General features: G+C 57.4%; 17 protein-coding genes and 1 pseudogene. 9 read left to right on the top strand and 9 right to left on the bottom strand.

The features are described from left to right. Positions 1-425 precede the first annotated feature (425 nt). Entirely contained in the window at positions 426-992 is a 567-nt protein-coding gene (gene gmhB / locus GT756_RS20610) for a D-glycero-beta-D-manno-heptose 1,7-bisphosphate 7-phosphatase (RefSeq protein WP_004204479.1), read from the bottom strand. Between the two features lie 188 nt (positions 993-1180). On the opposite strand from gmhB, the gene metN reads away from it, so the two are divergent. The 7 genes and pseudogenes from metN to GT756_RS20645 form a co-directional block, all read left to right on the top strand. Continuing rightward, positions 1181-2212, top strand: a complete 1032-nt coding sequence (gene metN / locus GT756_RS20615) for a methionine ABC transporter ATP-binding protein MetN (protein WP_002889450.1) — start codon at positions 1181-1183, stop codon at positions 2210-2212. Continuing rightward, positions 2205-2858, top strand: coding sequence for a methionine ABC transporter permease MetI (locus GT756_RS20620; protein WP_004204478.1), 654 nt, complete (start codon positions 2205-2207; stop codon positions 2856-2858). Before metN ends, GT756_RS20620 begins: the two co-directional genes overlap by 8 nt. 43 nt (positions 2859-2901) lie before the next feature. After that, positions 2902-3717 carry a methionine ABC transporter substrate-binding lipoprotein MetQ gene (gene metQ, locus GT756_RS20625; RefSeq protein ID WP_002889445.1) on the top strand — a complete coding sequence of 272 codons (816 nt, stop codon included), beginning with the start codon at positions 2902-2904 and terminating at the stop codon, positions 3715-3717. Positions 3718-3824: 107 nt separating this feature from the next. Then, a complete protein-coding gene (gene rcsF / locus GT756_RS20630; RefSeq protein ID WP_004204477.1) occupies positions 3825-4232 on the top strand; it encodes an Rcs stress response system protein RcsF in 408 nt (135 codons plus the stop codon). Next, entirely contained in the window at positions 4229-4936 is a 708-nt protein-coding gene (tsaA, locus tag GT756_RS20635; protein WP_017900660.1) for a tRNA (N6-threonylcarbamoyladenosine(37)-N6)-methyltransferase TrmO, read from the top strand. Before rcsF ends, tsaA begins: the two co-directional genes overlap by 4 nt. Positions 4937-5048: 112 nt before the next feature. Next, complete coding sequence (gene proS / locus GT756_RS20640; RefSeq protein WP_004204474.1) at positions 5049-6767, top strand: proline--tRNA ligase; 1719 nt, start codon at positions 5049-5051, stop codon at positions 6765-6767. Between the two features lie 58 nt (positions 6768-6825). Then, positions 6826-7119 (top strand): annotated as a pseudogene (locus GT756_RS20645) (hypothetical protein); the annotation flags it as partial. A gap of 187 nt (positions 7120-7306) precedes the next feature. Here the strand turns inward: GT756_RS20645 and nlpE are convergent. The 3 genes from nlpE to GT756_RS20660 are packed head-to-tail and all read right to left on the bottom strand — an operon-like array spanning position 7307 to position 9003. Then, on the bottom strand, positions 7307-8005 hold the full coding sequence (gene nlpE / locus GT756_RS20650) for an envelope stress response activation lipoprotein NlpE (protein ID WP_004204471.1): 699 nt from the start codon (positions 8003-8005) through the stop codon (positions 7307-7309). A 42-nt stretch (positions 8006-8047) separates the two neighbouring features. Next, positions 8048-8461 (bottom strand): alternative ribosome rescue aminoacyl-tRNA hydrolase ArfB, encoded by a 414-nt coding sequence (gene arfB / locus GT756_RS20655; RefSeq protein WP_109938365.1) that lies wholly within the window; start codon positions 8459-8461, stop codon positions 8048-8050. Beyond that, complete coding sequence (locus GT756_RS20660; RefSeq protein ID WP_004204466.1) at positions 8458-9003, bottom strand: YaeQ family protein; 546 nt, start codon at positions 9001-9003, stop codon at positions 8458-8460. The genes arfB and GT756_RS20660 overlap by 4 nt, the downstream gene beginning before the upstream one ends. Positions 9004-9199: 196 nt before the next feature. On the opposite strand from GT756_RS20660, the gene GT756_RS20665 reads away from it, so the two are divergent. Next, on the top strand, positions 9200-9400 hold the full coding sequence (locus GT756_RS20665) for a YaeP family protein (protein ID WP_002889429.1): 201 nt from the start codon (positions 9200-9202) through the stop codon (positions 9398-9400). Next, complete coding sequence (gene rof / locus GT756_RS20670; protein ID WP_002889424.1) at positions 9387-9647, top strand: Rho-binding antiterminator; 261 nt, start codon at positions 9387-9389, stop codon at positions 9645-9647. The genes GT756_RS20665 and rof overlap by 14 nt, the downstream gene beginning before the upstream one ends. Before the next feature lie 12 nt (positions 9648-9659). On the opposite strand, the gene tilS is transcribed toward rof, so the two are convergent. The 5 genes from tilS to dnaE all read right to left on the bottom strand — a co-directional run bounded on the left by tilS (position 9660) and on the right by dnaE (position 18184). Then, a complete protein-coding gene (tilS, locus tag GT756_RS20675) occupies positions 9660-10973 on the bottom strand; it encodes a tRNA lysidine(34) synthetase TilS (protein WP_160125040.1) in 1314 nt (437 codons plus the stop codon). Positions 10974-11026: 53 nt separating this feature from the next. Then, positions 11027-11416, bottom strand: a complete 390-nt coding sequence (locus GT756_RS20680) for a VOC family protein (protein WP_004204463.1) — start codon at positions 11414-11416, stop codon at positions 11027-11029. A 46-nt stretch (positions 11417-11462) separates the two neighbouring features. After that, entirely contained in the window at positions 11463-13616 is a 2154-nt protein-coding gene (locus GT756_RS20685; protein WP_160125075.1) for a lysine decarboxylase LdcC, read from the bottom strand. 113 nt (positions 13617-13729) lie between these two features. Then, the gene (gene accA, locus GT756_RS20690; RefSeq protein WP_004204460.1) at positions 13730-14689 is read right to left on the bottom strand and encodes an acetyl-CoA carboxylase carboxyl transferase subunit alpha; all 960 of its coding nucleotides are present in this window, start codon (positions 14687-14689) and stop codon (positions 13730-13732) included. A gap of 12 nt (positions 14690-14701) precedes the next feature. After that, complete coding sequence (gene dnaE / locus GT756_RS20695; protein ID WP_017900653.1) at positions 14702-18184, bottom strand: DNA polymerase III subunit alpha; 3483 nt, start codon at positions 18182-18184, stop codon at positions 14702-14704. Positions 18185-18198: the final 14 nt, after the last annotated feature.

Raw genomic sequence — 18198 nt, forward strand, 5'->3', positions numbered from 1 at the left:
CATGTGTTAGGCCTGCCGCCAGCGTTCAATCTGAGCCATGATCAAACTCTTCAATTTAAGTTTGATGCTCAAAGAATTAAACTTCGTAATGAATTACGTGTTCACTCTTGAGACTTGGTATTCATTTTTCGTCCGGGGACGTTAAGAATCCATGTCACTTTGAGTGCCCACACAGATTGTCTGATAAATTGTTAAAGAGCAGTTGCGACGCGCTTTAGCGCTCTGTCGCGAGGTGGCGTATATTACGCTTTCCTCTTTCAGAGTCAACCCGTTTTTCAGGATTTTTCTCTTCAACCGAACCGGCTGTTTGTGTGAAGTGATTCACATCCGCCGTGTCGATGGAGGCGCATTATAGGGAGCCCGCCGGGAATGACAAGCGGAAAAATACAATTTTATTTCAACCGCTCATCTTTTATACGTAACGCTTATTTTTGCTGCTTTTTAATCGCCGCCGGCAGCTCTGTCAGGCTATTTAGCACCCAGTCCGCGGCTTTTTCCGCTTCTTCAGTAACAGGCTTACCGGTACGCACCAGCACTTTAGTACCGACATCAGCAGCCGCTGCAGCCTGCATATCTTCCAGTTTGTCCCCAACCATATAGGAAGCGGCCATATCGATATGCAGATAATCGCGGGCGGAGATCAGCATCCCCGGATGCGGTTTACGGCAATCACAGGTCTGACGGTACTCCTCAACCGCACCCTGCGGGTGATGCGGGCAATAATAGATACCGTCCAGATCGACGCCACGGTCTGCCAGGGACCAGTCCATCCATTCGGTCAGCGTTTCAAACTGGGCTTCGGTAAATTTACCGCGAGCAATACCGGACTGGTTAGTGACCAGCACCAGCGCGTAGCCCATCTCTTTTAGTTCGCGCATTGCGTCAATGACGCCATCGATAAATTCAAAATTGTCGATTTCGTGGACGTAGCCATGATCGACATTAATAGTGCCGTCACGGTCGAGAAAAATTGCGGGTACTGACTTTGCCACCGGTTTGCTCCTGAAAAAGGCTAGTGCCGTTAGTATCGCATGTTTCCGCATGCAAGAAAGTGCTCATTATAAAGAGTCAGATTGATTTAGACGTCTGGATGCCTTAACATCCATTTCATTGCCAGGCATCGCCTGGATACGGCAGAAGAAAATGCCACGGCAAACGGCTAAACGATAATAAATAACTGATGATTAAACTTTCCAATATCACCAAAGTGTTCCAGCAGGGGAATCGCAGCATTCAGGCGCTGAATAACGTCAGCCTGCATGTCCCTGCCGGACAGATTTACGGCGTCATCGGTGCCTCCGGCGCCGGTAAAAGTACGCTGATTCGCTGCGTTAACCTGCTGGAGCGCCCGACCGAGGGCAGCGTACAGGTTGACGGTCAGGAGCTGACTGCGCTGTCGGAAAAAGAGCTAACCCGCGCTCGCCGTCAGATTGGCATGATTTTCCAGCATTTTAACCTGCTGGCATCCCGCACCGTTTTCGGCAACGTGGCGTTACCTCTGGAGCTGGATAACACGCCACAGGCAGAAATCAAACGCCGCGTGACGGAGCTGCTGGATCTTGTCGGCCTGGGTGATAAGCACGACAGCTATCCGGCTAATCTCTCCGGCGGTCAGAAACAGCGTGTCGCCATTGCCCGCGCGCTGGCCAGTAACCCCAAGGTACTGCTGTGCGATGAAGCCACCAGCGCCCTGGATCCGGCCACCACCCGTTCCATTCTCGAACTGCTGAAAGATATTAACCGTCGTCTGGGGCTGACCATCCTGCTGATCACCCACGAAATGGATGTGGTGAAACGCATTTGCGACTGCGTGGCAGTGATTAGCAACGGCCAGTTGATTGAGCAGGACACGGTGAGCGAAGTCTTCTCCCATCCGAAGACGCCGCTGGCCCAGCAGTTTATTCAGTCGACCCTGCACCTGGATATTCCGGATGACTACCAGGCGCGCCTGAAACCTACCGCTACAGCGGATAGCGTACCGATGCTGCGCATGGAATTTACCGGCCACTCCGTCGATGCGCCGCTGCTTTCTGAAACCGCGCGTCGCTTCAACGTGAATAACAACATTATTAGCGCGCAGATGGATTATGCCGGCGGAGTGAAGTTCGGCATCATGCTGACTGAAATGCACGGTACACAGGAAGACACTCAGGCGGCTATCGCCTGGCTGCAGGAACATCATGTAAAAGTAGAGGTATTGGGTTATGTCTGAGGCAATGATGTGGCTGCTGTTGCGCGGCGTATGGGAAACGCTGGCAATGACCTTTGTCTCCGGCTTCTTCGGTTTTGTCCTTGGTCTGCCGGTGGGCGTGCTGCTGTACGTGACCCGTCCGGGGCAAATCGTCGCCAATGCTAAACTGTACCGGACGCTGTCGGCGCTGGTGAACATTTTCCGCTCCATCCCGTTCATTATCCTGTTGGTCTGGATGATCCCGTTTACCCGCGTGATCGTCGGCACCTCAATCGGCCTGCAGGCGGCGATCGTGCCGTTGACAGTGGGCGCCGCGCCGTTTATCGCTCGCATGGTGGAGAACGCGCTGCTGGAGATCCCGACAGGCCTTATTGAAGCCTCCCGGGCAATGGGCGCTACGCCGCTGCAGATCGTGCGTAAGGTTCTGCTGCCTGAAGCGCTGCCGGGTCTGGTCAACGCCGCCACTATCACTCTTATCACCCTGGTGGGCTATTCCGCCATGGGCGGCGCGGTGGGCGCCGGCGGTTTGGGGCAGATTGGTTATCAGTATGGCTATATCGGCTACAACGCCACCGTGATGAATACCGTACTGGTATTGCTGGTTATTCTGGTTTATTTAATTCAATTCTCTGGCGATCGCATCGTCCGGGCTGTGACTCATAAATAACGTTATTGGCAGACAACACTCATTCTTACAGGAAGGAAATAACATGGCCTTTAATTTCAAAACCTTTGCGGCAGTTGGTGCGTTAATCGGTTCTCTGGCGCTGGTGGGTTGCGGTCAGGATGAAAAAGATCCGAATCATATTAAAGTCGGCGTTATCGTCGGGGCGGAGCAGCAGGTCGCTGAAGTCGCGCAGAAAGTGGCAAAAGAGAAGTATGGCCTTGACGTTGAGCTGGTGACCTTCAACGATTACGTTCTGCCGAACGAAGCGCTGAGCAAAGGTGATATCGACGTCAACGCCTTCCAGCATAAACCGTACCTCGACCAGCAGATTAAAGACCGCGGCTACAAGCTGGTGGCTGTCGGCAACACCTTCGTCTACCCGATCGCGGGTTACTCGAAGAAAATCAAATCGCTGGACGAACTGCAGCCGGGCTCGCAGATCGCCGTCCCTAACGATCCGACCAACCTCGGTCGTTCTCTGCTGCTGCTGCAGCAGGTGGGCCTGATCAAACTGAAAGACGGCGTTGGCCTGCTGCCGACCTCGCTGGATATCGTCGAGAACCCGAAAAACCTGAAGATTGTTGAACTGGAAGCGCCGCAGCTGCCGCGTTCTCTCGACGACGCGCAGATTGCGCTGGCCGTTATCAACACCACTTACGCCAGTCAGATTGGCCTGACCCCGGCGAAAGACGGCATCTTTGTTGAAGGGAAAGAGTCGCCGTACGTGAACCTGATCGTGGCGCGTGAAGACAATAAAGATGCTGAGAATGTGAAAAAATTCGTTCAGGCTTACCAGAGCGATGAAGTTTACGAAGCAGCAAACAAGATCTTTAACGGCGGCGCAGTGAAAGGCTGGTAATCTTTTCTCACCGTAATATCATTCAGGACGGGCTTCACGCCCGTCTTGTCATTTATGCAAGCACCTGATTCAATAACGCCCTGTTTTTTATTCATTGAGGAAATATTATGCGTGCTTTACCGGTCTGTTTGATAGCACTCATGTTAAGCGGTTGTTCCATGCTAAGCAGATCTCCCGTCGAGCCTGTTCAAAGCACTGCAACTCCTCCGGTTAAATCGGAGCCGACCAAACCACGCGCAACCCGTCCGGCGCCGGTACGTATTTATACCGATGCGTCAGAGCTGGTAGGTAAACCGTTCCGCGATCTGGGTGAAGTGTCTGGCGAGTCCTGCCAGGCTTCGAATCAGGATTCTCCGCCGAATATCCCTACCGCCCGCAAGCGCCTGCAGATTAATGCCGCACGAATGAAAGCCAATGCTGTCCTGCTGCACCGCTGCGAAGTGACCAGCGGTACCCCAGGCTGCTACCGTCAGGCGGTTTGTCTGGGCTCGGCGCTTAACGTATCGGCGCAATGAGTGCATTTCAGTTCGCGCAGATAGGCGTTATCCGCTCGCCGTATAAAGAGAAGTTTGCCGTGCCTCGCCAGCCGGGTCTGGTCAAGCACGGCGGCGGAGAACTCCATCTGATCGCGCCCTACAACCAGGCCGACGCCGTGCGTGGTCTGGAAAGCTTCAGCCATCTGTGGATCTTGTTTGTGTTTCATCAGACCATGGAAGGCGGCTGGCGTCCGACGGTGCGCCCTCCCCGTCTCGGGGGCAACGCGCGTATGGGCGTCTTCGCCACCCGTTCCACGTTTCGCCCCAATCCCATTGGCATGTCGCTGGTTGAGCTGAAGGGCGTTCGCTGTCAGAAAGAGCAGGTGATACTGGAGCTCGGCAGCCTCGATCTCGTCGACGGTACGCCGGTGGTCGACATCAAACCCTATCTGCCGTTTGCCGAAGCGCTGCCCAACGCGCACGCCAGCTACGCGCAACAGGCACCGCAGGCGGATCAGGTCGTCAGTTTTACCGCCGAGGTCGAAACGCAGCTTTTGCATCTGGAGAAGCGTTATCCGCATCTGAAGGCGTTTATCCGAGAGGTGCTGGCGCAGGATCCGCGCCCGGCCTACCGTAAAGAGGAAGAGGCAGGTAAAAATTACGCTGTCTGGCTGCTGGATTTCAACGTCCGCTGGCGGGTGACTGCCGCCGGTTTTGAAGTCTTTGCCCTCGAAGCGCGCTAATTTTATTTTCCTCTCTTTTGGCATCTTTGCCACACTGGTAAACTAAACCACTTTTTTTGTTTCAGGCTGGGCAACCAGCCTGTTCCGCTCGTTTAACTGGAACCGTTACAACATGCGTACTAGCCAATATCTGCTCTCCACTCTGAAGGAGACACCTGCCGACGCCGAGGTAATCAGCCACCAGCTGATGCTGCGCGCCGGGATGATCCGCAAGCTGGCCTCCGGGTTATACACCTGGCTGCCGACCGGCGTGCGCGTCCTGAAAAAAGTCGAAAACATCGTGCGTGAAGAGATGAACAACGCCGGTGCGATCGAGGTGTTAATGCCGGTCGTTCAGCCATCTGAACTATGGCAGGAGAGCGGTCGCTGGGAGCAGTACGGCCCGGAACTGCTGCGCATTGCCGATCGTGGCGATCGTCCGTTCGTCCTCGGTCCAACCCACGAAGAGGTCATCACCGACCTGATCCGCAACGAGCTGAACTCCTATAAGCAGCTGCCGCTGAACTTCTATCAGATCCAGACCAAATTCCGCGACGAAGTGCGTCCGCGTTTCGGCGTGATGCGCTCCCGCGAATTCCTGATGAAAGATGCGTACTCTTTCCATACTTCGCAGGAATCGCTGCAGGAAACCTACGATGCGATGTACGCCGCTTACAGTAAAATCTTCAGCCGCATGGGGCTGGACTTCCGCGCGGTACAGGCTGATACCGGCTCTATCGGCGGCAGCGCCTCTCATGAATTCCAGGTGCTGGCGCAGAGCGGCGAAGACGATGTGATCTTCTCCGACAGCTCCGACTACGCGGCAAACATCGAGTTTGCGGAAGCCGTTGCGCCGAAAACGCCGCGCGCGGCCGCCACCCAGGAGATGACCCTGGTCGACACGCCGAACGCCAAAACCATCGCCGAGCTGGTTGAGCAGTTCAACCTGCCGATCGAAAAAACCGTGAAAACCCTGCTGGTGAAAGCGGTTGAAGATAGCGCTTCCCCGCTGGTTGCCCTGCTGGTGCGCGGCGATCACGAGCTGAACGAAGTGAAAGCGGAAAAACTGCCGCAGGTCGCCAGCCCGCTGACCTTCGCCACCGAAGAAGAGATCCGCGCCCTGGTGAAAGCCGGTCCGGGCTCCCTGGGTCCGGTGAACCTGCCGGTGCCGGTGATTATCGACCGTACTGTGGCGGTGATGAGCGATTTCGCCGCCGGCGCCAACATCGATGGCAAACACTACTTCGGCATCAACTGGGACCGCGATGTCGCCACGCCGGAAGTCGCGGACATCCGTAACGTCGTCGCCGGCGATCCGAGCCCGGACGGCAAAGGTACCCTGCTTATCAAGCGCGGTATCGAAGTGGGTCATATCTTCCAGCTGGGGACGAAGTACTCCGAGGCGATGAAAGCCGCGGTCCAGGGCGAAGATGGTCGCAACCAGATCCTGACGATGGGTTGCTATGGTATCGGGGTCACTCGCGTAGTGGCGGCGGCGATTGAGCAGAACTTTGACGATCGCGGTATCGTCTGGCCGGATGCGATTGCGCCGTTCCAGGTGGCGATCCTGCCGATGAACATGCACAAATCTTACCGTGTGCAGGAGCTGGCGGAGAAACTGTACGCCGAGCTGAGCGCCCAGGGTATTGAAGTGCTGATGGACGATCGTAAAGAGCGTCCGGGCGTGATGTTCGCCGATATGGAGCTGATCGGTATCCCGCACACCATCGTGCTGGGCGATCGTAACCTCGACAATGACGATATCGAATACAAGTATCGTCGCAACGGTGAGAAGCAGCTGATTAAGACCGGGGATATTGTGGAATATCTGGTTAAAGCGATAAAAGGCTAATCACCCAACCAGGGCCCTGAACGGATGTCAGGGCCTTTTTTTTACAAGGACTGTACCCATGACTGCACCTCTTCTCAGCAGCGGGCTGCTGACCTCCACCCTGCTCCTGCCTACCGCCTGCACTGTAGACGTCGGCCGTAACGCCCCTTCCGCATCCGCGACCGATAGCCGCTCACTGCCATGGGCGGTCCCCCTCCAGCGCCAAAGCTCGATTGCCGGCAGCGGACTGCGCGAAATCGCCGAAAGCGACCTACGTTCCGGCGACCTGCTCTTCTTCTCCAGCCTCGGCGTCACTTCGTTTGGGATCCGCGCCTTCAGTCCCTCTTCCGTGAGCCACGTCGCGCTGTATCTGGTGAACAAACCGAAGGCCGGTGCGGAGTAAAAGAACGATTTGCCCTTTCCCACCCGTCATGAGGCTCATGATTCGTGCGCTATGGTTGGTGGAAAAGGGGGACGGTAAAACCACCATGAACGAAGTCCGCTGGCCGGCTACCGCTGAGGCGTATCTCCTGCCCATTCCCCGGGCAGGAGCCGGACAATCAGTGTCCGCAGTCTTTCCCTGGAATAAATTTGCCGGCCTGATCCGTCATCAGCGTTTTCATCATTTCGCCGGTATCCGGGTTCGCCTCGAGGGTAAAGTGCCCTTCCACCACCAGCAGAACCGGACGTGAATCATTGCCGCGGGCAGCGGCATAATCCCGCTCAAGCTGGGCATTGTTCGCCACCGCGACGCGTTTACCGGTCGCGCAATCAGTAAAGGTTGCCGCATCGGCCATATAGAAGTACATGCCACGCATCGCCATCGGGGTGGTCGGCAGGCTGGCCTTCACCGGCTCCAGGGTATAGTTGAGAGGAGACTGAATGGGACTCCCGTTGCGGTCGAGCATCTCCAGCTTGTCGCCCTTCGCGCGAAAGTACGATTTTTCGCCCTTGCTGTTGGTCAGTACCAGCTTATCCGCTGTACGCGCCCAGGTGCCGTAAGAGGCAAAGGAAGATGGTTCACGACCAGCGCCCTGGTAGTGCTCATTCATCACCCAGGTACCGTCTTTTTCCAGGAACAGCGAGGTGTCGATGCCTTCGCAATCCGCGCAGGGCAGCACCCCACGCCAGCTTTGCTGCATCGGTTTGAGCTCTTCCATCGCTGCCGGCTGAACCGTGTCATTTTCGGCGCGATGGTTACAACCAAACAGCGCGAACAGCGAACAGGCCGCTATCACGGAGAATATGATTTTCTTCACTCTACTTTCCTTATGATCCATTCCACCCGTTCGCCGACGCCTTCACTGGCGAACTTTTCCACGCAGCGCCTTGACTGAGGACTTTTGCGCCTTAGAAGCAAGGCGACGCTCTTTGGATGCCCGAGTCGGTCGCGTCTCCCGGCGACTTTTTTGCACTGCGGTTAATTCTTTGATAAGGGCCACCAGCCGGGCGATCGCCGCTTCGCGGTTCATCTCCTGACTGCGATATTCCTGAGCCTTAATGATAACCACACCGTCAGCAGAAATTAAGTGATGGCTGGCGGCGAGCAGGCGCTCTTTGTAAAACGCCGGCAGGCTCGAGGCTTTAATATCGAAGCGCAGATGGATCGCGGTCGACGCTTTGTTCACGTGCTGGCCCCCGGCCCCCTGGGCGCGAATACCTTCCAGCGTGATCTCGTTGTCAGCAATGGCCACACTGCGGCTGATAGCAATCATGCCGGCGCTTGCCAGGCGGTAAGCTGAATTTCCAGATTATTCTGAGCATCGGATAACCAGATGCTCCCCTCCTGCAAAGTAGCCTGCAGCGTCATCGTGCGGTCGGCAAAAGCGCTAAGCTGCGCCAGCTGGGCATCATCAAGATACCAGATGGTCAGCTTCGGGTACGCCGCAAGCTTGTTCTGATTTTGCTGCCACCAGATTTCAGCCGCCCGGCTGTTATAGGCGAACAACGCCACCGCCTGCGCCCGCGAGCAGGCTTTCTTGATACGTTTTTCGTCCGGCAGCCCCAGCTCGATCCACAGATCAACCCCGAGATGATCGTTAAGCAGCCACAGCTCCGGCTCGTCGTCTGACGAGAGGCCGCGCGTAAACTGCAGCCGTTCATCGGCATATTTGATCCACGCCAGCAGGCGCAGCATCATGCGCTCCTGGGTTTCCGACGGGTGCTGCGCCAGCGTCAGGTTAGCATCCAGAAACTGGTTGCGATCCAGATCGGCTACATTCACCGCGGCTTTATATATCGTCGCTTTCAGCGCCATGAATAAACTCCTGAAAAAAATGGCGTACATTGTAGCGAAACTGGCGGCAAAAGGCTGTCAGCAATCGCAGCAACCTGTTTCATCCTGCTGAAATTGCTTAAATGACTATGATATAGTTCCCTTGCTAAACAGAGTTTATCTTCGTAGGCTTAAACTTGCATCCCACGGTTGAGTCAGAACGCTGACAGGAGGGCATGTGGACCACTATTGTGAGTTAATACGCAAGCGGTATGCGGAAATAGCCAGCGGAGACTTAGGGTATATCCCGGATGCGCTGGGTTGCGTGTTGAAAGTATTGAATGAGATTGCGGCGGATGAGGCCCTTTCGGAGTCAGTCAGGGAAAAGGCCGCTTATGCGGCAGCAAACTTACTGGTGAGCGATTATGTCAATGAATGATACTTATCAACCCATTAACTGCGATGATTACGACAACCTGGAGCTGGCCTGCCAGCATCACCTGGTGCTGACGCTGGCGCTGAAGGATGGCGAACAGCTGCAGGCGAAGGCCAGCGATCTAATCTCGCGTAAAAATATCGAGTATCTGGTGGTCGAACTCGCCGGCAACGTCCGCGAGCTGCGCCTGGATAAAATCGCCAGCTTCAGTCACCCGGAAATCGGCACCGTGGTGGTGAGCGAATCCTGAATCAAAACGGGCTTAACCGCCCGTTTTCCTCCATGTCAGACTGACCCCTTCCCCGTCTTTGACTTCACCTTCGTGGGTCACAAACAGATTGTCCGCTGCGGCAATCGGCGTTTCACCGTAAAACAGCAGCGGCGTGGTGTCTCGTCGCCACGGAGCAACGCCCAGCTCCTGCCAGATCTTCTTTAGCTTACGGCCGCCATGACGCCCGACGATATGCAGATTGCCGCTGGCGCGAAAGCGGACGGTGATCGGCTCATCCGCCGAGGGCGGGCGCAGCCTGCCGCCCGGCTGCAGCATCAGCTCGCCGAGACCGTCCGCCAGCCGCAGCGGCTGGCGCCAGTCGGGCCAGTGCTGGACGCTATCCGCCTGCCCGGGTACATATCTCACCCAGTACAAGCGCTGCTGAAAACGACGGACGGTAAATTCCCCCAACCGCAGGCAGGGGCTGGCATCTTCCCGCGCCAGCGCCACCTCGTGCCAGAGGCGCTCCGGCACCTCGCGGGCCGGCATCGGCGCCCGCTGCCCGGCGAGCCAGCGACGCAGCAGCGCCGCGCGGCGGGGAGAACTCATCGACGTCAGTGGCGCGATAGCCAGCGACCCGTCTTCGGCCGCCAGCGACGCGAGCTCCGCCGCCAGTAACTCGTCCAGCAGTTGCTCCTGCTCGGCGCACAGGCTGGCGCTGCGGGCGACGGCCTCGCTAAAGTGCGGCCAGCGCTCGCGCAGCAGCGGGATCACCCGCAGGCGCAGAAAGTTGCGGTCATAGGTATCGTCCTGATTACTCTCATCTTCAATCCACGACAACTGATGGGCGAGCGCCCACTGGCGTAGCGATTCGCGGGTTTCATTGAGGAGAGGACGCAGTAGTCGGCTCTCGGCAAAGGCAGAGGATGGCGCCATCGCCGACAGACCAGTAGGACCGCTGCCGCGTTTTAACGCCAGCAGCAGCGTTTCGCATTGGTCATCCTGGTGCTGGGCGGTCACTAACACCTCGCCGGCATTGAGCGTATCCTGAAAGGCCTGATAGCGCGCCGCACGGGCATGGGCCTCGACGCCCAGGCCGCCCCGGGCTAACGTCACGCGATGCACCACCAACGGCACCTGCCACTGCTGGCAAATCTGCCGACAGTGCGCCACCCAGTCGTCTGCGTGGGCGCTAAGGCCGTGGTGAACATGCACCGCCCGCAGCGTCAGCGAGGGATCCTGTTCCCGCAGCAGCACCAGCTGATGCAGAAGAACCGTCGAGTCCAGACCGCCGCTGAAGGCCACCAGCAGCTGGCGATGGGGATGAAGCGTATGCGCAATGTCAGCCGTCATAACCACAAACATACCGAGAAGTGATGGCCCGGCACGTTACCGGGCCAGGGTCGCGCTGGCAAGGTTTACTGCTGATATATTTCCAGCGGCAGGTCGTCCGGATCGCTAAAGAAGGTAAAGCGTTTACCGGTAAAGGGATCGACGCGAATCGCTTCGCACTCCACGCCATGCGCAGTCAAATGCGCTACCGCAGCGTCGATATCATCCACGCTAAAGGCCAGATGACGCAGCCCGCAGGCTTCCGGACGACTGGGGCGGGCCGGCGGAAACGGGAACGAGAACAGCTCAATCACATACTCGCCGTTGAGCGCCAGATCGCCTTTCCAGGAGTCACGCTCGGCGCGATAAAACTCGCTTTGCAGCGTAAACCCCAGAGTATCGCAATAGAACGCTTTACTGCGGGCGTAGTCGGTCGCAATGATGGCAATATGGTGAACCCGTTTCAAACCCAGCATGGTCAAACTCCTTCTGTTAAGCCAGCCACGTTACTCGTGCGCGCCGTTAATGCGCAAGCCTTTCGTCATTTTTTAAGACTCGTACCCGATAAACGCCGTCCTCATCGCGCTTCGCGCCGTGAATATCGGTCTCAAACCCCGGGTAATGACGTCCTATGGAGCAGAGCATCAGCAGGAAGTCGAGCACCGCCCGGCTCTCCTCCGTGATCATCTCTCCTGGCATCAGCAGCGGTACCCCCGGCGGATAAGGGAGGATCATGTTGGCCGAAATCCGGCCCACCAGGTTCTCCAGTTCAATGGTTTCCACCTCACCTTTAATCTGGCGCTGCCAGGCATGATGCGGCGTCATTTTCATTTCCGGCAGGACGTCAAAGGCGCTGAGCATCAGCTGCGGCAGCTGGTGCTGGCGGATCAAGCGGTGGATCCCCTGCGCCAGATCCTGGATCCGCATATTGCGGTAGAAGTCGGGATCTTCGGCGTACAGATCCGGCAGCATATTCTTCACCCGCAGATTGAGATCGTAGGCACGCTTAAATTCGGTCAGGCCGCGCAGCAGCCCCATCGCCCGGGTTTTATCGATACCGATGCTAAAGAGGAACAGCAGGTTGTAGGGGCCTGTTTTCTCCACCACCACGCCCCGCTCGTCGAGGAACTTCGCCACCAGCGCCGCCGGGATCCCCTCTTCATCCATATTCCCTTGCTCGTCCATGCCCGGCGTCAGAATGGTGACCTTCACCGGATCGAGATACATATGATCCGCATCGGCATCTTTGAAACCGTGCCAGTCTTCGCCCGGCGCTACCGGCCAGCACTCGGCTTTATCCACCGCTTCCGGCTGCCAGATATCAAAGAACCAGCCGTCCGACTCTTCGCGCAGTCGCTGCACCTCTTTACGGAAGTCCAGCGCCCGCTCAATGGAGCGCTGGATCAGGCGCTTACCGGAGTTACCGCGCAGCATCGCCGCCGCGGTCTCAATCGACGCGACGATGGGGTAGCTCGGCGATGTAGAGGTATGCATCATAAAGGCTTCATTAAAGGTCTCTTCATCATAGTTGCCCTTAATGTGGATCAACGAGGCCTGCGACAGCGCGGCCAGCATCTTATGCGTCGACTGCGTCTCGAAGATGACTTTACCGGGGATCCGCTCACCGCTCATGCCGCTTTTCCCCTGATATATCGGATGGAAATGGGTATACGGCACCCAGGCAGAATCGAAATGGATCGACGGGACGTCGAGCGTCTCTTTAAGCCAGGTGGTGTTGTAGAGCAGGCCATCGTAGGTGGAGTTGGTGATCACCGCATGCACGGGCCACTGCGCCCCGCCCGTGTCGCGCACTTTCTGCTGAATACTGTCGCGGGTAAACTCGCGCCGGGGGATACCGCCGAGGATCCCCAGCGCGTTGCGGGTCGGCTTCAGCCACAGGGGAACCACATCGCTCATCATCAGCAGGTGGGCCAGCGATTTGTGACAGTTACGGTCAATCAGCAGCGTGCTGCCGGCGGGCGCCGAGTACATGCCGACAATTTTATTGGACGTTGAGGTACCGTTGGTCACCATATAGCTTTGCTCGGCGCCAAAGGCGCGAGCGATATACTCCTCCGCCTCCAGATGCGGGCCGGTATGATCCAGCAGGGAGCCCAGCTCGGTGACCGAAATCGAGACATCCGCCTTCAGCGTATTCCCGCCAAAAAAGTCATAGAACAGGCAGCCCACTGGGCTTTTCTGATAGGCGCTGCCGCCCATATGACCCGGCGTACAAAAGGTATATTTACCCTCCTGCACATAGTTAAACAGCGCGCGGGTAAACGGCGGGGTGATATTGTCCAGGTACTCGCGGGTATACTGCCCGATGCGGGTGGCGATCTCTTCGGAGAGTCCCAGCGCATATTCGAAGAACCACAGCGTCATGCGCAGATCCTGACTGCTGACATCCATCGTCGAGTGGGCGTTAATAAAGGCGTACAGAGGAAGGTATTCATTGAGCTGATTGATATCGCTGCACAGATCGACGCTGTATTCATCCCAGTCGAAGATCACCCCGCAGATGCGCGGGTTGTGCTCGATAAACTGCAGCAGGTCGGCGCTGTTTTGCGGCCAGATGGTCTGGAAGCCCTGGCGCTGCAGCGCCGCTTCCAGTTCTTTGATCGGCTCGTCTTTGTGGTAGACGCCGTGAGGCCCCATGATGGCGATGATATTCACGCTTTCCTCCTGGTATTCACCTAAGTCCAGCATCATAGCAATCCCCTGGGCGCATCGCACATAAAAAAAGGGCCGGAAAATCCGGCCCTTAGTCTTTTTCGCTAGCGGAATACTTAGGCGTAACCGTAGCTCATCAGACGTTGATAGCGGCGGTTAAGCAGCTCTTCTTCGCTGAGCAGATCGAGATCGGCCAGGTCTGCCAGCAGCTGCGCTTTCAGGTTTGCCGCCATCGCTTCCGGGTTGCGGTGGGCGCCGCCCAGCGGTTCCGGAACGATAGAATCGATCAGCTTCAGCTCTTTCAGACGCGGGGCGATAATACCCATCGCTTCAGCAGCCAGCGGCGCTTTATCTGCACTCTTCCACAGAATGGAGGCACAGCCTTCCGGCGAAATCACCGAATAGGTGCTGTACTGCAGCATGTTGACCTTGTCACCCACGCCGATAGCCAGCGCGCCGCCGGAGCCGCCTTCGCCGATCACGGTGCAGATCACCGGCACGCTCAGACGCGACATTTCACGTAGATTGCGAGCGATCGCTTCCGACTGGCCGCGCTCTTCCGCGCCAACGCCCGGGTAGGCGCCCGGGGTGTCGATGAAGGTGATGATCGGCATTTTAAACCGCTCAGCCATCTCCATCAGGCGCAGCGCTTTGCGGTAGCCTTCCGGGGCCGGCATACCAAAGTTGCGACGAATTTTTTCTTTGGTTTCGCGACCTTTCTGATGGCCAATGATCATCACCGGACGACCATCAAGACGCGCGATACCGCCGACAATCGCTTTATCGTCAGCGTAGGCACGGTCACCGGCCAGTTCGTCAAACTCGTCGAACGCCAGGCGGACATAATCCAGGGTGTAAGGACGGCGCGGGTGGCGCGCCAGTTGCGCAACCTGCCATGCACCGAGATCGGAGAAGATTTTGCGCGTCAGCTCTACGCTTTTCTCGCGCAGACGATGCACTTCTTCGTCGATGTTAATATCCAGTTTCTCATCCTGACGGCTTACCGCAGTCAGGGAATCGATTTTCGCTTCCAGCTCTGCAATCGGCTGTTCAAAATCTAGGAAATTCAGACTCATAGTATTCCTGTATTAGTCAAACTCCAGTTCCACCTGCTCCGAGCCGATAAGGCCACGCAGATCGTTGAGTAAACGATCGCTCGGAGAGACGCGCCATGTTGCGCCGAAACGCAACCGCGCGCGTGCATCCGCCCTCTGATAGTAGAGGTGCACTGGAATGGTTCCCGAACGGTGGGGTTCCAGAGACTGACGGAGTCGGTTTAAAAGCTGGTCATCAATTTGCCTGTCCGTCAGCGAGATAGCAAGCCCGCGAGCATATTTTTCCCGGGCTTCGTCAATGTCCATGACTTCACGGGCGGTCATTTTAAGCCCCCCGCTAAAGTCATCAAAGCTGACCTGTCCGCTGACGATAAGTATGCGGTCTTTTTCCAGCAACTGCTGATATTTATCCAGCGCGTCGGTGAATAACATCACTTCCAGCCGCCCGGAACGGTCATCCAGGGTACAGATGCCGATACGATTGCCGCGCTTGGTGACCATTACCCGCGCCGCAATCACCAGCCCCGCCGCCGTGGTCACTTTTCCACGATCGGTCGGATGCATGTCTTTGAGCCTCACGCCGCCGACGTAGCGCTCAATCTCTTTCAGATACTGGTTAATCGGGTGCCCGGTCAGGTACAGCCCCAGGGTCTCCCTTTCACCATCCAGCACCACCTGCTCAGGCCACGGCTGGCAGCTGGCGTAGGACTGTTCAATCTGCTCAGGCTCTTCCGCCAGTACGCCGAACATATCAGCCTGGCCGATGGCCTCGGCTTTGGCGTGCTGGTCGGCGGCTTTCAGCGCATCGCCCAGCGAATTCATCAGCGCCGCACGGTGCGGACCGAGACGATCGAACGCCCCGGACATAATCAGCTTTTCCAGCACGCGACGGTTGAGCTTTTTAATATCGGTCCGCGCGCAGAGGTCGAACAGCTCGCGGAAATAACCGCCGTTGTTGCGCGCCTCAATGATCGCTTCGATCGGCCCTTCGCCGACGCCCTTGATGGCGCCGATACCGTAGACGATCTCGCCGTCGTCGTTGACGTGGAAATGGTACAGGCCGGAGTTAATATCCGGCGGCAAAATTTTCAGCCCCATCCGCCAGCACTCGTCCACCAGGCCAACGACCTTCTCGGTGTTGTCCATATCGGCGGTCATTACCGCCGCCATAAACTCAGCCGGATAGTGCGCCTTAAGCCATAGCGTCTGGTAAGAAACCAGCGCGTACGCGGCGGAGTGCGATTTGTTAAACCCGTAACCGGCGAATTTCTCCACCAGGTCAAAGATTTTCATCGCCAGTTCGCCGTCAATGCCGTTTTTCTTCGCCCCATCCTCAAAGATAGAACGCTGCTTGGCCATCTCCTCCGGCTTTTTCTTACCCATCGCGCGACGCAGCATATCCGCGCCGCCGAGGGTATACCCGGACAGCACCTGGGCAATCTGCATGACCTGTTCCTGATACAGGATGATGCCGTAGGTCGGCTCCAGCACCGGTTTCAGGCTTTCATGCTGCCACTGCACATCCGGATACGAGATCTCTTCTCGGCCGTGCTTACGGTCGATAAAGTTATCTACCATCCCCGACTGCAGCGGGCCCGGGCGGAACAGGGCCACCAGAGCGATCATATCTTCGAAGCAGTCCGGCTGCAGGCGTTTAATCAGATCTTTCATGCCGCGCGATTCAAGCTGGAAGACCGCAGTGGTTTCCGAGCGCTGCAGCATGTCGAAGCTTTTCTTGTCATCCAGCGGGATGGCGGCGATATCCAGCGGCCCTTCGCCGTTCTTCTCACGGCGCTTATTAATCATCTCCAGCGCCCAGTTAATGATAGTGAGCGTACGCAGACCGAGGAAGTCGAATTTCACCAGCCCGGCGTATTCCACGTCGTTCTTGTCAAACTGGGTAACCGGATGCAGCCCCTGCTCATCGCAATACAGCGGGGCGAAGTCGGTGATCTTGGTCGGTGCGATAACCACGCCGCCCGCATGCTTACCGGCGTTTCGCGTCACCCCTTCCAGCTTACGCGCCATGTCGATCAGCGCTTTCACTTCTTCGTCCGCCTCGTAGATCTCCGGCAGCTGCGGCTCGGCCTCGAAGGCTTTCGCCAGCGTCATGCCCGGATCGGGCGGCACCAGCTTGGAGATGCGGTCGACAAAGCCGTACGGGTGACCCAGCACGCGGCCCACGTCGCGGATGACCGCTTTCGCCGCCATGGTACCGAAGGTGATGATCTGCGATACCGCGTCGCGGCCATACATATCCGCCACGTGCTCGATAACCTGGTCGCGTTTCTCCATGCAGAAGTCGACGTCAAAGTCGGGCATTGAGACACGTTCCGGGTTAAGGAAACGTTCGAACAGCAGGTCGAACTCCAGCGGGTCAAGATCGGTGATCTTCAGCGCGTAGGCCACCAGCGAGCCGGCGCCGGAACCGCGGCCCGGGCCGACCGGCACGCCGTTATCCTTCGACCACTGGATAAACTCCATCACGATCAGGAAGTAGCCGGGGAAACCCATCTGGTTGATCACCTGCAGCTCGATATCCAGACGCTCGTCGTATTCCGGCCGGCGCTTCGCGCGCACTTCCGGATCCGGGAAGAGGAATTCCAGCCGCTCCTCCAGACCCTCTTTCGATTTCATCACCAGGAAATCTTCCGTGGTCATATCGCCGGTCGGGAACTGCGGCAGGAAATATTCGCCAAGCCGCACGGTGACGTTGCAGCGCTTGGCAATTTCAACGCTGTTTGCCAGCGCTTCCGGAATATCGGCGAACAGCTCGCACATCTCTTCCTCGCTGCGCATATATTGCTGCGGCGAGTAGTTGCGCGGCCGTTTCGGGTCGTCGAGGGTGAAGCCGTCGTGAATAGCGACGCGGATTTCATGGGCGTCAAAATCGCCAGTATCGAGGAAGCGGACATCGTTGGTCGCCACCACCGGCAGACCACGCGCTTCCGCCAGCGCCACGGCGGCATGAAGATAACTCTCTTCATCCTGACGACCGGTGCGGATCAGCTCCAGAAAATAGCGATCCGGGAAATGCTCTTCATAGAAGGCGACGCACTGCTCAACCAGCGGCATGTTGCCGCGGATCAGGCTGACGCCGACGTCGCCTTTACGGCCGCCGGAGAGCAGAATCAGCCCTTCCTGATGTTCCACCAGCCAGTCGCGATCGATCCACGGCCCCAGGGCGCCGTAGCCGCGCTGATAGGCGCGGGAAATCAGCAGAGTCAGGTTCTGGTAGCCGGTGTTATTCGCCGCCAGCACGGTCAGCTCGGTAAATTCGTCGCCGAGCAGGTCGCACTGCACGTGGAAATCGGCGCCGACGATCGGCTTAATCCCCGCGCCGTGTCCCGTCCCGTAGAACTTCACCAGCCCGCAGAGGTTGGTGAAATCGGTGATCGCCAGCGCTGGCATGCCAAGCGAGGCCGCCTTCTTGACCAGCGGCCCGGTCTTTGCCAGCCCATCGATCATGGAATAGTCGCTGTGCACCCGCAGGTGTACGAAACGTGGTTCAGCCATCTTTAGATCCCGGT

It is taken from the genome of Klebsiella sp. Q2 (assembly GCF_009900705.1).
Taxonomy (GTDB): Bacteria; Pseudomonadota; Gammaproteobacteria; order Enterobacterales; family Enterobacteriaceae; genus Klebsiella; species Klebsiella quasipneumoniae.